The 14,909-nt window shown below is 31.2% G+C and carries 17 protein-coding genes, 2 tRNA genes and 3 pseudogenes; 21 read left to right on the forward strand and 1 reads right to left on the reverse strand.

What is annotated here, in order from left to right; genetic code table 11:
• Window positions 1-51: 51 nt before the first annotated feature.
• From JJC05_RS02995 to JJC05_RS03035, 10 genes and pseudogenes are all read left to right on the forward strand, one after another.
• On the forward strand, window positions 52-804 hold the full coding sequence (locus JJC05_RS02995) for a Rossmann-like and DUF2520 domain-containing protein (RefSeq protein ID WP_105196403.1): 753 nt from the start codon (window positions 52-54) through the stop codon (window positions 802-804).
• Complete coding sequence (locus tag JJC05_RS03000; protein WP_105196402.1) at window positions 797-1,324, forward strand: KdsC family phosphatase; 528 nt, start codon at window positions 797-799, stop codon at window positions 1,322-1,324. The genes JJC05_RS02995 and JJC05_RS03000 overlap by 8 nt, the downstream gene beginning before the upstream one ends.
• Before the next feature lie 21 nt (window positions 1,325-1,345).
• Window positions 1,346-1,633 carry a UbiA family prenyltransferase gene (locus JJC05_RS16505; protein ID WP_258929442.1) on the forward strand — a complete coding sequence of 96 codons (288 nt, stop codon included), beginning with the start codon at window positions 1,346-1,348 and terminating at the stop codon, window positions 1,631-1,633.
• Between the two features lie 265 nt (window positions 1,634-1,898).
• Window positions 1,899-2,270 carry a UbiA family prenyltransferase gene (locus tag JJC05_RS16510; protein WP_258929443.1) on the forward strand — a complete coding sequence of 124 codons (372 nt, stop codon included), beginning with the start codon at window positions 1,899-1,901 and terminating at the stop codon, window positions 2,268-2,270.
• A complete protein-coding gene (locus tag JJC05_RS03010) occupies window positions 2,257-2,838 on the forward strand; it encodes a Maf-like protein (protein ID WP_235878172.1) in 582 nt (193 codons plus the stop codon). Before JJC05_RS16510 ends, JJC05_RS03010 begins: the two co-directional genes overlap by 14 nt.
• A 264-nt stretch (window positions 2,839-3,102) precedes the next feature.
• Entirely contained in the window at window positions 3,103-3,501 is a 399-nt protein-coding gene (locus JJC05_RS03015; protein WP_235878173.1) for a hypothetical protein, read from the forward strand.
• Between the two features lie 250 nt (window positions 3,502-3,751).
• Window positions 3,752-4,498 carry a tRNA pseudouridine(38-40) synthase TruA gene (gene truA / locus JJC05_RS03020; protein WP_105196425.1) on the forward strand — a complete coding sequence of 249 codons (747 nt, stop codon included), beginning with the start codon at window positions 3,752-3,754 and terminating at the stop codon, window positions 4,496-4,498.
• Window positions 4,485-6,237 (forward strand): annotated as a pseudogene (locus JJC05_RS03025) (ABC transporter ATP-binding protein). The gene truA and the pseudogene JJC05_RS03025 overlap by 14 nt, the downstream one beginning before the upstream one ends.
• A 12-nt stretch (window positions 6,238-6,249) precedes the next feature.
• On the forward strand, window positions 6,250-6,663 hold the full coding sequence (locus JJC05_RS03030) for an acyl-CoA thioesterase (RefSeq protein WP_088390430.1): 414 nt from the start codon (window positions 6,250-6,252) through the stop codon (window positions 6,661-6,663).
• A gap of 70 nt (window positions 6,664-6,733) precedes the next feature.
• On the forward strand, window positions 6,734-7,150 hold the full coding sequence (locus JJC05_RS03035; protein WP_235878175.1) for a CDC27 family protein: 417 nt from the start codon (window positions 6,734-6,736) through the stop codon (window positions 7,148-7,150).
• A gap of 129 nt (window positions 7,151-7,279) precedes the next feature.
• Here JJC05_RS03035 and folP read toward each other — a convergent pair whose 3' ends face one another.
• Window positions 7,280-8,116 carry a dihydropteroate synthase gene (gene folP / locus JJC05_RS03040; RefSeq protein WP_105196396.1) on the reverse strand — a complete coding sequence of 279 codons (837 nt, stop codon included), beginning with the start codon at window positions 8,114-8,116 and terminating at the stop codon, window positions 7,280-7,282.
• Between the two features lie 68 nt (window positions 8,117-8,184).
• On the opposite strand from folP, the pseudogene JJC05_RS03045 reads away from it, so the two are divergent.
• The 11 genes and pseudogenes from JJC05_RS03045 to JJC05_RS03085 all read left to right on the forward strand — a co-directional run bounded on the left by JJC05_RS03045 (window position 8,185) and on the right by JJC05_RS03085 (window position 14,854).
• Window positions 8,185-8,726 (forward strand): annotated as a pseudogene (locus JJC05_RS03045) (DUF1599 domain-containing protein).
• 114 nt (window positions 8,727-8,840) lie between these two features.
• Window positions 8,841-9,023 carry a hypothetical protein gene (locus JJC05_RS18670; protein WP_374226368.1) on the forward strand — a complete coding sequence of 61 codons (183 nt, stop codon included), beginning with the start codon at window positions 8,841-8,843 and terminating at the stop codon, window positions 9,021-9,023.
• Window positions 8,945-9,463: a MauE/DoxX family redox-associated membrane protein gene (locus JJC05_RS16515; RefSeq protein ID WP_258929444.1), complete on the forward strand. Its 519-nt coding sequence runs from the start codon at window positions 8,945-8,947 to the stop codon at window positions 9,461-9,463. The genes JJC05_RS18670 and JJC05_RS16515 overlap by 79 nt, the downstream gene beginning before the upstream one ends.
• A 69-nt stretch (window positions 9,464-9,532) precedes the next feature.
• Complete coding sequence (locus tag JJC05_RS16520) at window positions 9,533-9,760, forward strand: TlpA family protein disulfide reductase (RefSeq protein WP_258929445.1); 228 nt, start codon at window positions 9,533-9,535, stop codon at window positions 9,758-9,760.
• A 144-nt stretch (window positions 9,761-9,904) separates the two neighbouring features.
• Window positions 9,905-10,369 (forward strand): TlpA family protein disulfide reductase, encoded by a 465-nt coding sequence (locus tag JJC05_RS03055; protein WP_235878177.1) that lies wholly within the window; start codon window positions 9,905-9,907, stop codon window positions 10,367-10,369.
• Between the two features lie 84 nt (window positions 10,370-10,453).
• A complete protein-coding gene (tpiA, locus tag JJC05_RS03060) occupies window positions 10,454-11,203 on the forward strand; it encodes a triose-phosphate isomerase (RefSeq protein WP_088390442.1) in 750 nt (249 codons plus the stop codon).
• Window positions 11,204-11,551: 348 nt separating this feature from the next.
• Window positions 11,552-11,626: transfer RNA gene (locus tag JJC05_RS03065), tRNA-Pro, on the forward strand.
• A 29-nt stretch (window positions 11,627-11,655) separates the two neighbouring features.
• Window positions 11,656-11,731 (forward strand) — tRNA-Pro (locus JJC05_RS03070).
• A 103-nt stretch (window positions 11,732-11,834) separates the two neighbouring features.
• The gene (udk, locus tag JJC05_RS03075; protein WP_088390444.1) at window positions 11,835-12,443 is read left to right on the forward strand and encodes a uridine kinase; all 609 of its coding nucleotides are present in this window, start codon (window positions 11,835-11,837) and stop codon (window positions 12,441-12,443) included.
• Between the two features lie 43 nt (window positions 12,444-12,486).
• Window positions 12,487-12,817 (forward strand): annotated as a pseudogene (locus JJC05_RS03080) (FtsB family cell division protein).
• A 171-nt stretch (window positions 12,818-12,988) separates the two neighbouring features.
• On the forward strand, window positions 12,989-14,854 hold the full coding sequence (locus tag JJC05_RS03085; protein WP_235878179.1) for an alpha/beta hydrolase family protein: 1,866 nt from the start codon (window positions 12,989-12,991) through the stop codon (window positions 14,852-14,854).
• Window positions 14,855-14,909 lie beyond the last annotated feature (55 nt).

The raw sequence follows: 14,909 nt of genomic DNA on the forward strand, positions 1-14,909 counted from the left end.
GCATTCTATTTGAAAGTTTTGGCTGAAAATTCTTTTTAGTAATTTCGCTTTATGACAACAGTGGTAATTTTAGGCTCAGGAAATGTGGCCTTACATCTCATTAAAACTTTTCAGTTAACTGAAGAAATAAAGGTAACACAAGTATATACTCGAAATAAAACAACTGAAATACCTGATTTCCCTAAAGAGCATATAGTTCATTCCTTATCAGAATTAAAAGAAGCTGATCTTTACATCTTATCTGTTACGGATGCGGCTATACATTCGTTAGCTGAAAAAATACCTTTTCAAAATAAATTAATTGTTCATACTTCTGGAACAATTAGTATGCAATTGCTCCCCAAAACAGCAAGAAAGGGTGTTTTTTATCCTTTACAAACATTTTCAAAAAATAAAGCTATATCATTTAAAGAAATTCCAATTTGCCTAGAAACAGAACACGAACAAGATTATTTATTACTAGAAAAAATAGCTCAATCTATTAGCAATCGAGTTTACAAAATTGATTCTAATCAACGAAAATCATTGCATGTATCCGCTGTTTTTGTTTGTAATTTCGTAAATCATTTATATCAAATAGGCAGCGAAATTTGCTTTGAAAACAAGATTCCTTTTGAAATACTCCAACCTCTTATAGAAGAAACCGCTCATAAAATTAAAACGCTTAATCCTAAAGAAGCACAAACAGGACCTGCTAAAAGAAAAGATACCATTACAATTAATGAACATCTTCATTTTTTACAAAATGACACCCATAAAGAAATTTATAAATTATTAACAAAATCTATTATCGACAATGTCTAAAAGTTATAAAGAAATAATGAACCACATCAATACTTTTGTATTGGATGTAGATGGTGTACTAACTGACGGAACAGTACATGTAACTCCTACTGGTGAAATGCTACGTGAAATGAATATACGCGATGGTTTTGCCATGAAAGCCGCTATCGAAACAGGCTATAATGTATGCATTATTTCTGGAGGTAGTAATGAAGGTGTTCGAATCCGATTACGAAACTTAGGTATTACAGATATCTATCTTGGATCGCCTAATAAAGTTGAAACATTTAAAGAATATTGCGATATCTATAATATTCAACCTGAAAATGTATTATATATGGGTGATGATATACCTGATTATCATGTTATGCAGTTAGTAGGACTTCCTACCTGTCCGCAAGATGCTAGTCCCGAAATAAAAGAAGTTTCACACTATATTTCACACATAAACGGAGGTAAAGGAGCCGTTAGAGATGTTATTGAACAAGTAATGAAAGTTCAGGAAAAATGGAATACTTATTTTGATGGAAAGCTTTTTTAAAACAGTTATAATAAAAAAACCATGAAATTCCTAAATCTAATCCGTTACAAAAACCTAATCCTAATAGCACTCATGCAGTTTGTATGCTATTTTGGTTTTCTAAAACTCCAACCTACTCTTTTGGGCATTCAGACTTGGCAGTATATACTGTTGGTCATTGCGACTCTTCTTATTGCTGCTGGTGGATATATTATAAATGATATTTTTGATCAAGGTACTGATGCTATCAACAAACCTAATAAAAACCTCATTGGTAACTCAATTAGTGAATCTAAAGCATATAATCTCTACACTGCCCTTACTTTTTAGGGGTAATAATAGGCTATTATTTATCACACGCTATTAATCACCCTAATTTTGTAATTGTTTTTATACTCTGCGCTTCTCTACTCTATTTATACGCAACAAATCTAAAACAAATAATACTAGTAAAAAACATCATCGTATCACTCCTATTGTCGTTTAGCGTTATCATTATTGGATTATTTACACTCTTTCCTGTACTACCTGTTGGAGATAAAGGAGAATTATTTTTTTATTTTCTGTATTAGTCGATTTTTCAATAATGGCCTTTATGATTAATTTTCTACGAGAAATCATAAAAGATATTGAAGATATAAAAGGTGATTACAATGAAGGTATCCGCACCTTACCCATTGTTTTAGGTACACAAAGAACTTTAAAACTTCTTTTTGGTCTTACTTTTATCCCTATTACGTTAATTTTATATTATGTATATATCAATCTTTTTGAATTATTATATGCCACACTTTATATCATATTCTTTATCATAGGGCCTCTTTTTTATTTTGCAATAAAAACTTGGAACGCTCAATCACAAAAAGACTATAATCATTTAAATAATGTTTTAAAATTAATCATTTTATTAGGTAGTCTTTCTATAGGAATTATAGGTTTAAACATGAATTATTATGCTGCGCACTAAATTTAAAAATCATCACATCATATTAGCTTCAGGTTCCCCTCGTCGTCAACAATTTTTTAAAGAATTTGATATTGATTTTAGTACTAAATTAAAAGAAGTTGAAGAAATTTACCCTGATACATTATTTTTTCTAGAAATCACAAATTATTTAGCTAAACTAAAAGCGGCTGCTTTTGAAGGTGAATTAGAGTCGAATGAATTACTAATTACTAGCGACACTCTAGTATGGCATAACAACAAGGCATTAGGAAAACCTACAGATTACGAAAACGCATTTACAATGCTCAAAACCTTATCCAACAGTACGCATGAAGTAATAACCTCTGTTTGCTTTAAAACCATAGAAAAAGAAGATATTATTAATGATATCACCAAAGTAACGTTTGGTCCTCTAACAGATGAAGCAATACATTACTACTTAAATCATTATAAACCTTTTGACAAAGCGGGGAGTTATGGTATTCAAGACTGGATAGGTCTAATAGGCATTTCAAAAATCGAAGGTTCTTATACTAATGTTGTTGGATTACCCACAGAAAAAGTATACCAATATCTATTAAATTTTTAACCTATAGTTTTTTCATTTTTTGGCACAGTAATTGAAAAGTATTCTAAAAAAGAATTAAGCAGATCAATAAAACGCATAAAATATGAAAAAGCTATCCTTAATAATCGGAATCTTTTTAGTTATACTAAGCTTTCAATCCTCGGCTCAAGTTTCAGTAAATGTAAATATCGGAGCCCCCCTAATTGGTGTACAAATTATTCAGAAAATCGAGTTCAATATGTCTATTTACCAGAACTAGAATGCTATTATGATAATTTTGACCAAGTGTATGTCTATTGGGGGCCAAGGGGATGGTCTCGCTCAAACTATCTACCAGACTATGGAAGAGGATATGATATACACAGAGCTCCTAGAGTAATAATAGATTATAGAGGTAACTGCCCTTGGACTCATTTTAATTATCATAAAAAACAATATTGGAGAAACAACTACCGTAACTATCATAGCGAATATTATGGTCCTGTTCATTCCAGAAGAGGCGACTATGTAACTTACCCAAGTCGATACCGCGAATATGAACATGATAATTACTACAAACGAAACGATGATCGTTACGAAGAAAGGGACGAAAATCATACTTATCATAGAGATCAAAAAGAATATAAATATGATGAAAGAGATTATGATCGTAGAGAAGGTCGAGGACATGGTAGAAGATTTTAGACCTCTTATGATACAATAGTCAAAAAAGATATTTAACCCCAAATTCCGTATTAAAAATCTATTCCACTTTATTTTTCAAAACGAAGTCTAATGCGGAATTTGGGATAAAAAGATCCCAATCTTATCGTAATAACAAAATAACCGCTGAATTGGTACTTTTGACCATACTTTTTTAAGTTCTTTGTTAGTCCTATTAGATTATTCCAAATCTATTTTTTTTCTTTTTATCTTTGCTTCAAATTTTTATATTTTGAGATATTTCATAGAATTTGCTTACAAAGGCACCCACTATCATGGTTGGCAATACCAACCCAACGCTATTTCTGTACAAGAAACTCTAAATAACGTTTTTTCAACACTCTTACAAGAAAATATAGAAATTGTAGGAGCTGGTAGAACAGACACAGGGGTACATGCGTCTCAAATGTATGGTCACTTTAATACTCAAAAAACACTAGATTTAGCAAAACTAAAACAACGAATTAATTCCTTTTTACCAAAAGATATCGCTTTATTTCGTATCATTCCAGTACATGAGGAGGCACATGCTCGTTTTGATGCCACATCTAGAACTTATCATTATTACATCAGTACCCAAAAAAATGTCTTCAACACGGAGCTTGCTTGGCATAACCATCATACTTTAGATATAAACACTATGAATGAGGCCTGTAAAATTCTTTTTGAATATACTGATTTTGAATGTTTTTCAAAAACCCATACTGATGTACACACTTTCAATTGTAAGATAACAGAAGCCTACTGGCGTAAAGAAAACGAAAATTTAATTTTTACAATTACTGCCGATCGTTTCCTGCGAAATATGGTAAGGGCAATTGTTGGAACTATGGTAGACATTGGCACTCATAAAATCACAAAAGAAGATTTAATCCATATAATTGAAAGCAAAGACCGAAAAAAAGCAGGCTTCTCGGTTCCAGCACAAGGATTGTTTTTGAGTAAAGTAACCTACCCTTATATAAATGAAAGCATTTGATCGTACATTATTCAAAAGAATACTTACTTATACCCATCCTCATAAAAGGCGATTTTATGGCGTTATTTTTTGGTCGGTTTTATTATCTATTTTTGCAGCACTTCGCCCCTACTTATTACAAAATATTATAGATGATTATGTAATCCCTAAAAAGCTCACTGGATTTTTAGTCATGCTCGGAATCATGGGAACTACATTGTTACTTGAAGTGTTAGCCCAATTTTACTTTGTATATTGGGCTAATATATTAGGACAAGATATCATTAAAGATATTCGGTTAAAATTATTTACCCACTTAAGCCATTTCAAAATACAATACTTTGACAAAGAACCTGTTGGAAAGCTCATTACTCGTACCGTTTCTGACATTGAAGCTATAGCTCGTATTTTTAGTCAAGGATTATTCATGATTATTAGCGATTTAATGAAAATGGGAACCATACTTTTTTTTATGCTATACATGAATTGGAAACTCACTCTCGTTGTAATTGTAGCCATGCCAATACTTCTATACTTTATTCGCGTATTTCAGATAAAAATGAAAAATGCTTTTGAAGATGTTCGAAATCAAGTTGCCAATATGAACACATTCATCCAAGAAAGACTAACAGGTATGAAAGTTGTGCAACTTTTTACACGAGAAGAAATTGAATACGAAAATTTCAAAAAAATAAATAATTTGCACCGAAAAGCTTGGGTAAAAAATGTTTGGTATAACTCTATTTTTTTTCCAATTGCAGATATCGTAAGCTATTTAACATTAAGTCTCATCATTTGGTTTGGTTGTAATTTATTATTACAGCATGATCCTTTTACCAATGTAGGACATTTGTTTGCCTATACAATGTATATCTCTATTTTTTTTACCCCTCTAAGACAGATTGCTGATAAATTCAACGAAATGCAAATGGGAATGATTGCTGCCCAACGAGTATTTGAAGTTCTTGATTTTAAAGAAGACATAGAAAAAAATGGAACTATTAAAGCTGCTAAATTAAAAGGAAAAATAGATTTTAAAAATATATATTTTGGTTATAAATCAAATGAATACATCTTACAAAACCTTAATTTAAACATAAAACCGAGGTGAAACCATTGCCATAGTCGGAGCTACAGGTGCAGGAAAATCAACTATCATCAACCTACTCAACCGATTTTATGATATCCAATCAGGATCTATTTTTATAGATAATCAAAATATAAAAGACTATACTATAGAAAGTTTAAGAACACAAATAGCAATTGTCCTTCAAGATGTTTTCTTATTTGCAGATAGTATTTATCATAACATTACGCTAAAAAATCCTAAAATAAATAAAGAGCAAGTCATACAAGCCGCTAAAATTATTGGCGCTCATGATTTTATCATGTCACTACCAAACAATTATGATTACGATGTAAAAGAACGAGGAGCATCCCTCTCATCTGGTCAAAGGCAATTAATTGCTTTTTTAAGAGCTTACCTAAGCAATCCTAGCATTTTAGTACTAGACGAAGCTACATCATCTATAGACACCTATTTAGAAGAAAAAATACAACAAGCCACACAAACTCTAACTCAAAATAGAACGTCTATAATCATAGCACATCGTCTAGCCACCATTACCAAAGCCGATAGAATTATTGTTTTAGAAAAAGGAGTAATTATAGAAGAAGGCACTCATACTACTTTATTAAAAAATCCAAAAGGAGTCTATCGAAAATTATACGAAGCACAATTTACAAATCATATCAAATAAATTACATACAAAATGGAAAAATTTTCTATTGAACTATCTGTTCGAAATTATGAATTAGATGTACAAGGAATTGTAAACAATTCTGTTTATCAAAACTACCTTGAACATGCCAGACATCAATTTTTACACCATCATGGAGTAGATTTTGTCGAATTTGCTCAAAATAACATATTATTAGTTGTAAAAAATATCGAAATTAACTTTAAAAATTCGCTCATTAGCCGAGACCTATTCAAAGTAGAAGTAAGTGCCGAAAAAGAAGGTAATCTTAAAGTCATATTTCATCAAGATATTATTCGCTTATCTGATAACAAACTAATTGTATCAGCTAAGGTAACAGGAGTAGCTGTAAAAAATGGTCGTCCTGTAGCTCCTGATTCTATCCCTCAAATAGCAAAATTATTTACAACAGTAGTTACTGAATAATTAAACCTATTCTCTAATAGGGCTACTTATAAATAATTTGATTAAATTTGATATTCAAAACCTACTAATTATGAAAAAAATCATTCTTATTATTACCTTTTTAACAGGGCTTGCTACATCTGCTCAAAATAATGAAAAATACACAAATTCTCTTACTCCTGAACAGGATAAACTTTTTGATAAAGCATTAGAAAAACTAAATTCTAAAAAATATTCCGATGCTATAGAATTATTTAACCTTCTAATTCCATCCCTTAAAGATCAGAAATCACCTTATTACTATTTAGCACAAGCTTACTTTTTAAACAAACAATATTCAGAGTGCATCGAAACTTGTACTAAAGGTTTAGTTATTGGTCCAGAAGGAAATTTCTTAAATTATTACCGAGCTAAAGCTAATATTGAATTAGGTAAAACGGATTCAGTATGTGACGATATAAAAAAATCAAAAACTCAAGAAAAAGAATTATTAAAATATTGTAACTAATAAAGTTTTTTTTTTTACAAAAAGAACAAGATCCCTTTTGAGCAGAATTGTACATTATATAAAATATTCTCCAACAGGTATCATACGCTGTAAAAAGGATGTTCATATAATTATTTATGAACATCCTTTTTAATTATTTTTTGTCATTTCACAAAGGCGAATAGTCTCTACTGCTTCTTTTACATCATGTACTCGCAAAATCTTAGCCCCTTTTGTTATTGCAATAGTATTTAAAACCGTAGTCCCATTTAATGCCTCTTGTGCTGTAACATCTAATGTTTTATAAATCATGGATTTCCTAGATATTCCTATAAGAATAGGTAAATCTGCTATAGATAAAAGTTCTATTTTAGATAATAACTCAAAATTTTGTTCCAGTGTTTTAGAAAATCCAAAACCGGGATCAAGAATCAAATCATTAATTCCATAACTTCTTGCCTTCATTATTTTTTGCGAAAAATAAAACAAAATATCTTTAACTAAATCATCATAACTTACCATTTGTTGCATTGTTCTAGGATTTCCTCGCATGTGCATCATAACAAATGGCACCTTGTACTTAGCTATTACATCAAACATATTTTCATCTAAACTACCAGCTGAAATATCATTAATTAGGGAAGCACCTAGTTGTAAACATTCATCCGCTACCTTACTATAAAAAGTATCAATAGATATTAATATTTCTGGAAACTCTGTTATTAAAAGCGAAACAACCGAACTAATTCGATTTAATTCATCATCGGCAGACAAAAATTCTGCATTAGGTCTTGTTGATTGTCCTCCTATATCTAAAAAAGTAGCCCCCTCTAACAACATTTTTTCAGCTTGTTTCAAGACTGAGCCATCTGTTTTTAACTTACCTCCGTCATAAAAAGAATCAGGTGTTATATTTAAAATCCCCATAACCTTTGGAATCATCAAATCAATAAGTTTCCCCTTACAATTTATCGTAGTCATTTGCATTTTATTAACAACATTTTATTTTAAAATCCCTATTTTTGAAAAAAATTTGACACAAATATAGGATACAAATGGGTAATACATCTCAACAATACGATACAATAATAAATAACTGTCGTGATTTATATAGTAAAAAAATGCAAGATTACGGAAGTGCTTGGCGTATTTTGCGCTTACCATCACTAACAGATCAAATTTTCATAAAAGCACAACGCATCCGCTCTCTACAAGAAAACGAAGTAAGAAAAATAGATGAAGGAGAAACATCCGAATTCATAGGTATCATTAATTACGCCATCATGGCCTTAATTCAACTAGAAAAAGGAGTTGCAACACAACCCGATTTAAATACAGAAGAAGCCGTAAAATTGTACGATGAAAAAATACAAATAACTAAAAATTTAATGGAGGCTAAAAATCATGATTATGGTGAAGCTTGGCGTGATATGAGAGTAAGCTCATTAACCGATCTTATTTTACAAAAAATTTTGCGAGTAAAACAAATAGAAGATAACAAAGGAAAACCCTAGTTAGTGAAGGTATTGACGCTAATTACCGTGACATGATTAATTATTCCGTTTTTGCATTGATTTTATTAAACAATATCAAATAATTTCAACTTCAATTAAGGTGTCCCACCCATTTGCTAGAGGTTAATTACTTTTAAAAATAAAAAAATGAAAAAAACCTAGTCACCCTATTCCGAATTATAATTGCACTCCTGTTCATCGTATCAGCGGTAGCAAAAATGTATCCTTCGCCTTATTTTGCCATCTCAACTTTTGAAGTAAAACAATTATACCCTCTGGGATTTTCTGAAACCATAGCTCCTTGGTTTTCAAGAATATTAATAGGTATAGAAATGGCTTTAGGAATACTAATCTTACAGAATCATTATCTAAAAAAATAATCATCCCAGCAACCATTACATTACTTACCGTTTTTATTATTCACTTATCCTATGAAACTTTTATTGATGGTGGTAATTCAGGAAATTGCGGATGTTTTGGCGAGTTAATTCCTATGACTCCTATAGAAGCCATAATAAAAAATATTGTTGCTATAATCATTCTTGGTTTACTGTTTTTTATATTACCAAAAGACAATCAAAAAATTTCTAAATTATGGCCAATAGCCGTTATCACCTTAGTTTCTATTACAGGAATTTTCATATCAGCCCCTATTAAATCTGCAACTGAATTAACTTTGCCAACTGAAATGAGCACAGATTCGACAAAAACAACATTCATAGACTCTTCCTCTATAAAAAAAGACATCCCTCTCAAAGAAAAAGTCATTCTAGACACCATAAAAAAAAATAGAAAAAACAAAAGAAGAAGAAACAATTAATGAACCTCCCAAAAAGAAATCTGGTTATGCACCATTTTTTACTAAAATTGATAACGGTCGTAAAACATTATGCTTCTTCGTTCCGGTTGTGATCACTGCCGTCAAGCAGCAAAAGAATTAACGGAGTTAAAACGTACAAATAAAAACTTTCCTGAAATCCTAGTTTTATTTATGAACGAAGAACCAGAAAAGATTCCCGATTTTTTTAAAGAAACAGGCGCAGAATATCCTTATAAAATCATAGAAATCATTCCCTTTTGGAAACTATTAGGAACAGGAAAAGACACCCCGGTGTAAAGTACTTATGGAATGGAAACGAATATAAATGTTATTTTGGAACAAATGAAAACCAATTTAACCCTAAGGATTACAAAGAATTAATTAACAAACCATTTAATCAATTAATAAAATGAAAAAATAATAATATTATTAATACTAGCCATGATACTGAATATTTCATGCACAAAAGCACAAGACACACAACTTTCTGATGAAACCCTAAACTATTCTTTAACCAGTACAGATAATCAAAAGATTACCTTAAAAGAAATAATAACTCAAAATACTGGAAAAAACATTGTTTTAGAATTTTGGGCTTCATGGTGTGGCGATTGTATAAAAAATATGCCTAATTTAAAAAAATTACAAAAAGAAAACCCCGACACCAAATTCATTTTCATTTCTTTTGACAAAACTCCAGAAGCATGGAAAACAGGAATCGAAAAACATGAACTAATAGGAGATCAATTATTTGTAGGAGAAAACATGAAAGGAAATTTCGGTAAATCAATAAATCTAGATTGGATTCCTCGATACATCGTTTTAAACAAAAAGGGCAAAGTGGTTTTATACAGAGCAATTGAAAAAGATAACGAAAAAATCAATACTCTTTTAAAAACTTTATAAACAAATAAAATCATACAATATTAAAAGATATTTAACTTATTAAAAAACATATCTTTGTATTTTCAAAATACTAACAAATATAACATGAGACAAAAAATAGTAGCTGGCAACTGGAAGATGAACAAAAATGCTAAGCAAACAAATGAGTTGATAGCTGATTTAATTACAAACCTTCCAGAAACAGACGCTAAAATAATCATAGCTCCTACTTTTGTTAACTTAGCTCAAGCCGTACAACAAACCAACGAAACCACCATAGAAGTAGCTGCACAAAACATGCATCAGGCAGAAGGAGGAGCTTTTACAGGCGAAATATCAGCCGACATGCTAACAAATATCGGGGTTCAAACTGTTATTTTAGGACATTCTGAACGTCGCGCTTATTTTCATGAAACAGATGCTTTATTGGCAAATAAAGTAAATACAGCTCTAAAACATAAAATGAAAATTATTTTTTGTTTTGGAGAAGAATTAAAACATCGCCAAGACAAACAGCATTTTAATGTGGTTGAATATCAATTAAAAGATGCTTTATTTCATTTAAATGCCTCTGACTGGAAAAATATAATTTTAGCATACGAACCCGTTTGGGCTATCGGTACAGGAGAAACAGCCACACCTGAACAGGCACAAGAAATGCACAAATATATCCGAGAAACGATTATAGAACGCTACGGAAATGAAGTTGCTCAAGACCTTTCTATTTTATACGGAGGAAGTGTTAAACCTGACAATGCTCAAGAAATTTTCTCTCAAGCTGACGTAGATGGAGGTTTAATAGGAGGTGCTTCTTTAACTACAACTGATTTTGTAGGCATTATCAAAGGAATCTAAAAAAACAAGGAGCTAAAACGCAGTAACCTAACGTCTAATTTTTCACTCCAACGACAGGAGAAATCAAATTTCAATACTATATAATTTGTTTCACCTATTCACTCGTTCGAGTCTCTCTTTTAGTCGAAACAACAAAATTACTCCCTTTTAGCTCCCCTTTTTGTAAATGAGTCTTACAATATAATGATTCTATAATCTGAGTCAAAATAAAAATAGCCTCTCCCTTCTTCTAAACAGTGCAAAAAAGCTAATATTCAACAAATTAAAAAAACAGCCTCCAAAAACAATAAAATTTTTACAAAAAACTTGCAAATCAACCAAAAATACATTTATATTTGCAACCGCTTTCGGGGTGTAGCGTAGCCCGGTCATCGCGCCCGGTTTGGGACCGGGAGGTCGCAGGTTCGAATCCTGCCACCCCGACGAAAGCTTTTAAAATATCTTATTACCTTCGGGGTGTAGCGTAGCCCGGTTATCGCGCCCGGTTTGGGACCGAGGAGGTCGCAGGTTCGAATCCTGCCACCCCGACAAAACCTTTCTTTATAGAAAGGTTTTTTTATTATCTCCACTAAACTAAATTTGATAGAACTTCAAAAAATCCTACTTTTGCATTTTTAAACCCCACAAAAATATGTTAATTATAGGTATTGCAGGCGGCACAGGCTCAGGAAAAACAACGGTAGTTCATCAAATCATGAATGAATTACCCGAAACAGAAGTAGGCATTATTTCTCAAGATCATTATTACAGAGAAACAAGCGATTTAAGCCTAGAGGAAAGAACAAAAATTAATTTTGACCACCCTCGTTCAATTGATTTCAGTTTATTAGTTGAACATCTAAAAGACCTTAAAGCAGGAAAAGCAATCGACCAACCTGTTTACTCTTTCGTTAAACACAATCGCACTGGAGACACAATCCATACCTTACCACGTAAAGTAATGATTGTTGAAGGCATACTAATCTTAACAAACCCTGAACTTCGTGACATGTTTGATATCAAAATTTTTGTTCATGCTGACTCAGACGAAAGATTAATTAGACGATTAAAACGTGATATTGCCGAAAGAGGACGCGATATGGAAGAAGTACTAAATCGCTACCAAACAACATTAAAACCAATGCACGAACAATTCATAGAACCTACTAAAGCATTTGCTGACATAATCATACCAAATGACAAATACAATACCGTTGCCATTGATGTAGTCAGAGCAGTCATTAATCAACGTATTTCTTAAAATAAGCTTTTTTAAATTCACTATTCAAGAATTCCTTCAAAATATGTTTCAATCTTTTAAAAACTTCTTAAAAAGAAAATATTGGTTTAAAACCATCAGTAATAAGTACTTTTTAGTTAGTGCTTTCTTTTTAACATGGATGCTTTTTCTAGATAATTATTCTTATTTAGACCATCAAGTCTTAAATAAAGAGATTGAAGAACTAGAAGATAACAAAAAATATTACAAAGAAGAAATTGCAAAAGACCCTAGAACAAATTAAGAAATTAAAAAGTGCAAATGAAATTGAAAAATATGCTCGTGAAAAGTACTATATGAAACGTGAAAACGAAGACATTTATATCATAGAATTCGAAAATGATACGTTAAAATAAAACACAAAAAGAAAAAATACCACAATCATATTTAAAAAAAGGTTAAGTTTGCATTTATATTAATGATAATTTAACCTTTTATGAAAAAAACTTTACTAGTATTATCTCTTATTTTCTCACTATCGAACTTTGCTCAGCAACCAGGGCGATTTGATTAGTGTAGAAAAAAAAATGGACGATTCAGCCCCACAAGTACTCCAAAGAATGGCTGGTTTCGGAAAAATCAAACTACCTAATGCCGTAGCACAACTTTTCCAATTCCTTGTTAAAGGTTTAGAAGGATACAAAGTAACTTACTGGACCACAAACCATCATGACCAACTGGTAAAAGCACACGGTCTAGTTATGTTCCCTAAAGTTGACTACCCTCTTTCAACCGTTTTATTAGAACATCCAACAGCTGACAAAAGAGTTAACATTCCATCTAATTTAAAAGGCACACGTGAAGGAGGCTTTGTTCTTGATATGCTTTATGCTCTTAACGGTTATTACGTTGTATCTCCTGATTATTTAGGACTAGGTGACTCAGAAGGAGTACACCCTTATGCCGATGCAAAAACAGAAGCTTCTGCTAGTATAGATATGCTTACAGCTGCTGACACATTCTTAAACCAAAAAGGAGTAAAAAGATACAACGAATATTTTCTTTCTGGTTATTCACAAGGAGGACATTCAACTATGGCTGTATTAAAATACAATACAGAAAAATACAAACGTTTCAATTTTAAACAAGTATATGCTGGAGCAGGACCATACGATTTATCTAAAACTACTTACGAAGATCGTGTATTAGCCAACGAAGATTATCCTTCTTCTGCTTTTATTGCTTACATTGTAAATGGAGCGCATAGTTTAGGATACAAACAGTATCAAAAAAACTTTACAGAAATGATTTCTCCTGAATTTCAAGAAACTTACAAAAAACATGTTCTTAACGAAGAAGGTGGACTTGATTGGGGACCTCTGAAATGGAAAACACTATTTACAAAAGAATACATTAAAACAGCTTCTAGCCCTAACAACCCTTTAAGAGATTTCTTAAAGAAAAGTGATGTGTATGATTTTCATAACACAACTCCTACAACCATGTCATATACTACAGCAGATGCTGAAATCCCTTTTCTAAACGCTTTAAAAACGGAGAAAGTTCAAAGAAGCTACTATTCTTTTTTCGATTTATCTAAATACAAAATTAATGCTACGAATCTAGGTCCTTTTGGACATGCAGGAGGTGTTTTTCCTTGGTTAATAGCTTCTATTGCTAAATTTAACTGGCATAGAACAGGTGGACTATTAAACTGGACTGCTATGTCATCAGACAGAACAAGTCAAGAATCTAAATTAGAGTTTAACAAATCACAATTACATCCTCTCATTGCAACAAAAAATAAAAATTCTAATTTCGAAATCACCAATATCTATGGTTTTGACCAAAATTTAACTAGTAACAGAATTGCTAGTAAAAAACTAGAAGATTTAAAAGAAGGTGCATATATTGTAGAAATGAAACATGATAATCAAACTTACAAAGTTGCTTATCTAAAAGAAAATTCTATAAAAGTAACTACAAAAGAATTAGTAACTGAAAACAAAGAAGGCAATTGGACTATTAACAGACAAGGACTTGAAAATGAAACCATTACTATCTATATCTTTGATCAAAAAAACAATTTAGTTCAAACCAAAAATTTCAACAAAAACGAAGATATAACAATTGATTATTCAGAACTTAATACGGACCAATATACATTAGAATTAGTAGCTCCTACCATTTCTTTAAACACCGAAGTATTACGTAAATCAATGGAGTTAAAAGATCAATTAACACTATTAACTGAAAATGATCAAATAACACTAAAATCAAGTAAAGACTTTAATGCTATTTTAATAACTGATGTACAAGGTAAAATCCTTTTACAAGAAAACGTTAGTAACATCAAAAACTTTACTAAAAACTTACCTAAAACTAATAGTGTAATCATTACAAAAGTAACTTATTCAAACGGAGACTACGAAACTAAAAAAATCGTTTGGTAATTAATATTTAATTACAATACAATTACAAGGAGATAGCTTAAAAACTATCTCCTTG

Origin of the sequence: Flavobacterium davisii, assembly GCF_019565505.1 — a bacterium.
Lineage (GTDB): Bacteria > Bacteroidota > Bacteroidia > Flavobacteriales > Flavobacteriaceae > Flavobacterium > Flavobacterium davisii.

Bases quoted from the DNA above. Each gene is read 5' to 3' on its own strand.
- JJC05_RS03000 (WP_105196402.1), top strand. From the start codon at position 797: ATGTCTAAAAGTTATAAAGAAATAATGAACCACATCAATACTTTTGTA.
- JJC05_RS03085 (WP_235878179.1), top strand. From the start codon at position 12,989: ATGGACGATTCAGCCCCACAAGTACTCCAAAGAATGGCTGGTTTCGGA.
- JJC05_RS03010 (WP_235878172.1), top strand. From the start codon at position 2,257: ATGCTGCGCACTAAATTTAAAAATCATCACATCATATTAGCTTCAGGT.
- JJC05_RS03055 (WP_235878177.1), top strand. From the start codon at position 9,905: ATGATACTGAATATTTCATGCACAAAAGCACAAGACACACAACTTTCT.
- JJC05_RS02995 (WP_105196403.1), top strand. From the start codon at position 52: ATGACAACAGTGGTAATTTTAGGCTCAGGAAATGTGGCCTTACATCTC.
- JJC05_RS16505 (WP_258929442.1), top strand. From the start codon at position 1,346: ATGAAATTCCTAAATCTAATCCGTTACAAAAACCTAATCCTAATAGCA.
- JJC05_RS16520 (WP_258929445.1), top strand. From the start codon at position 9,533: ATGCTTCTTCGTTCCGGTTGTGATCACTGCCGTCAAGCAGCAAAAGAA.
- udk (WP_088390444.1), top strand. From the start codon at position 11,835: ATGTTAATTATAGGTATTGCAGGCGGCACAGGCTCAGGAAAAACAACG.
- folP (WP_105196396.1), bottom strand. From the start codon at position 8,116: ATGCAAATGACTACGATAAATTGTAAGGGGAAACTTATTGATTTGATG.
- tpiA (WP_088390442.1), top strand. From the start codon at position 10,454: ATGAGACAAAAAATAGTAGCTGGCAACTGGAAGATGAACAAAAATGCT.
- JJC05_RS03035 (WP_235878175.1), top strand. From the start codon at position 6,734: ATGAAAAAAATCATTCTTATTATTACCTTTTTAACAGGGCTTGCTACA.
- JJC05_RS16510 (WP_258929443.1), top strand. From the start codon at position 1,899: ATGATTAATTTTCTACGAGAAATCATAAAAGATATTGAAGATATAAAA.
- JJC05_RS03030 (WP_088390430.1), top strand. From the start codon at position 6,250: ATGGAAAAATTTTCTATTGAACTATCTGTTCGAAATTATGAATTAGAT.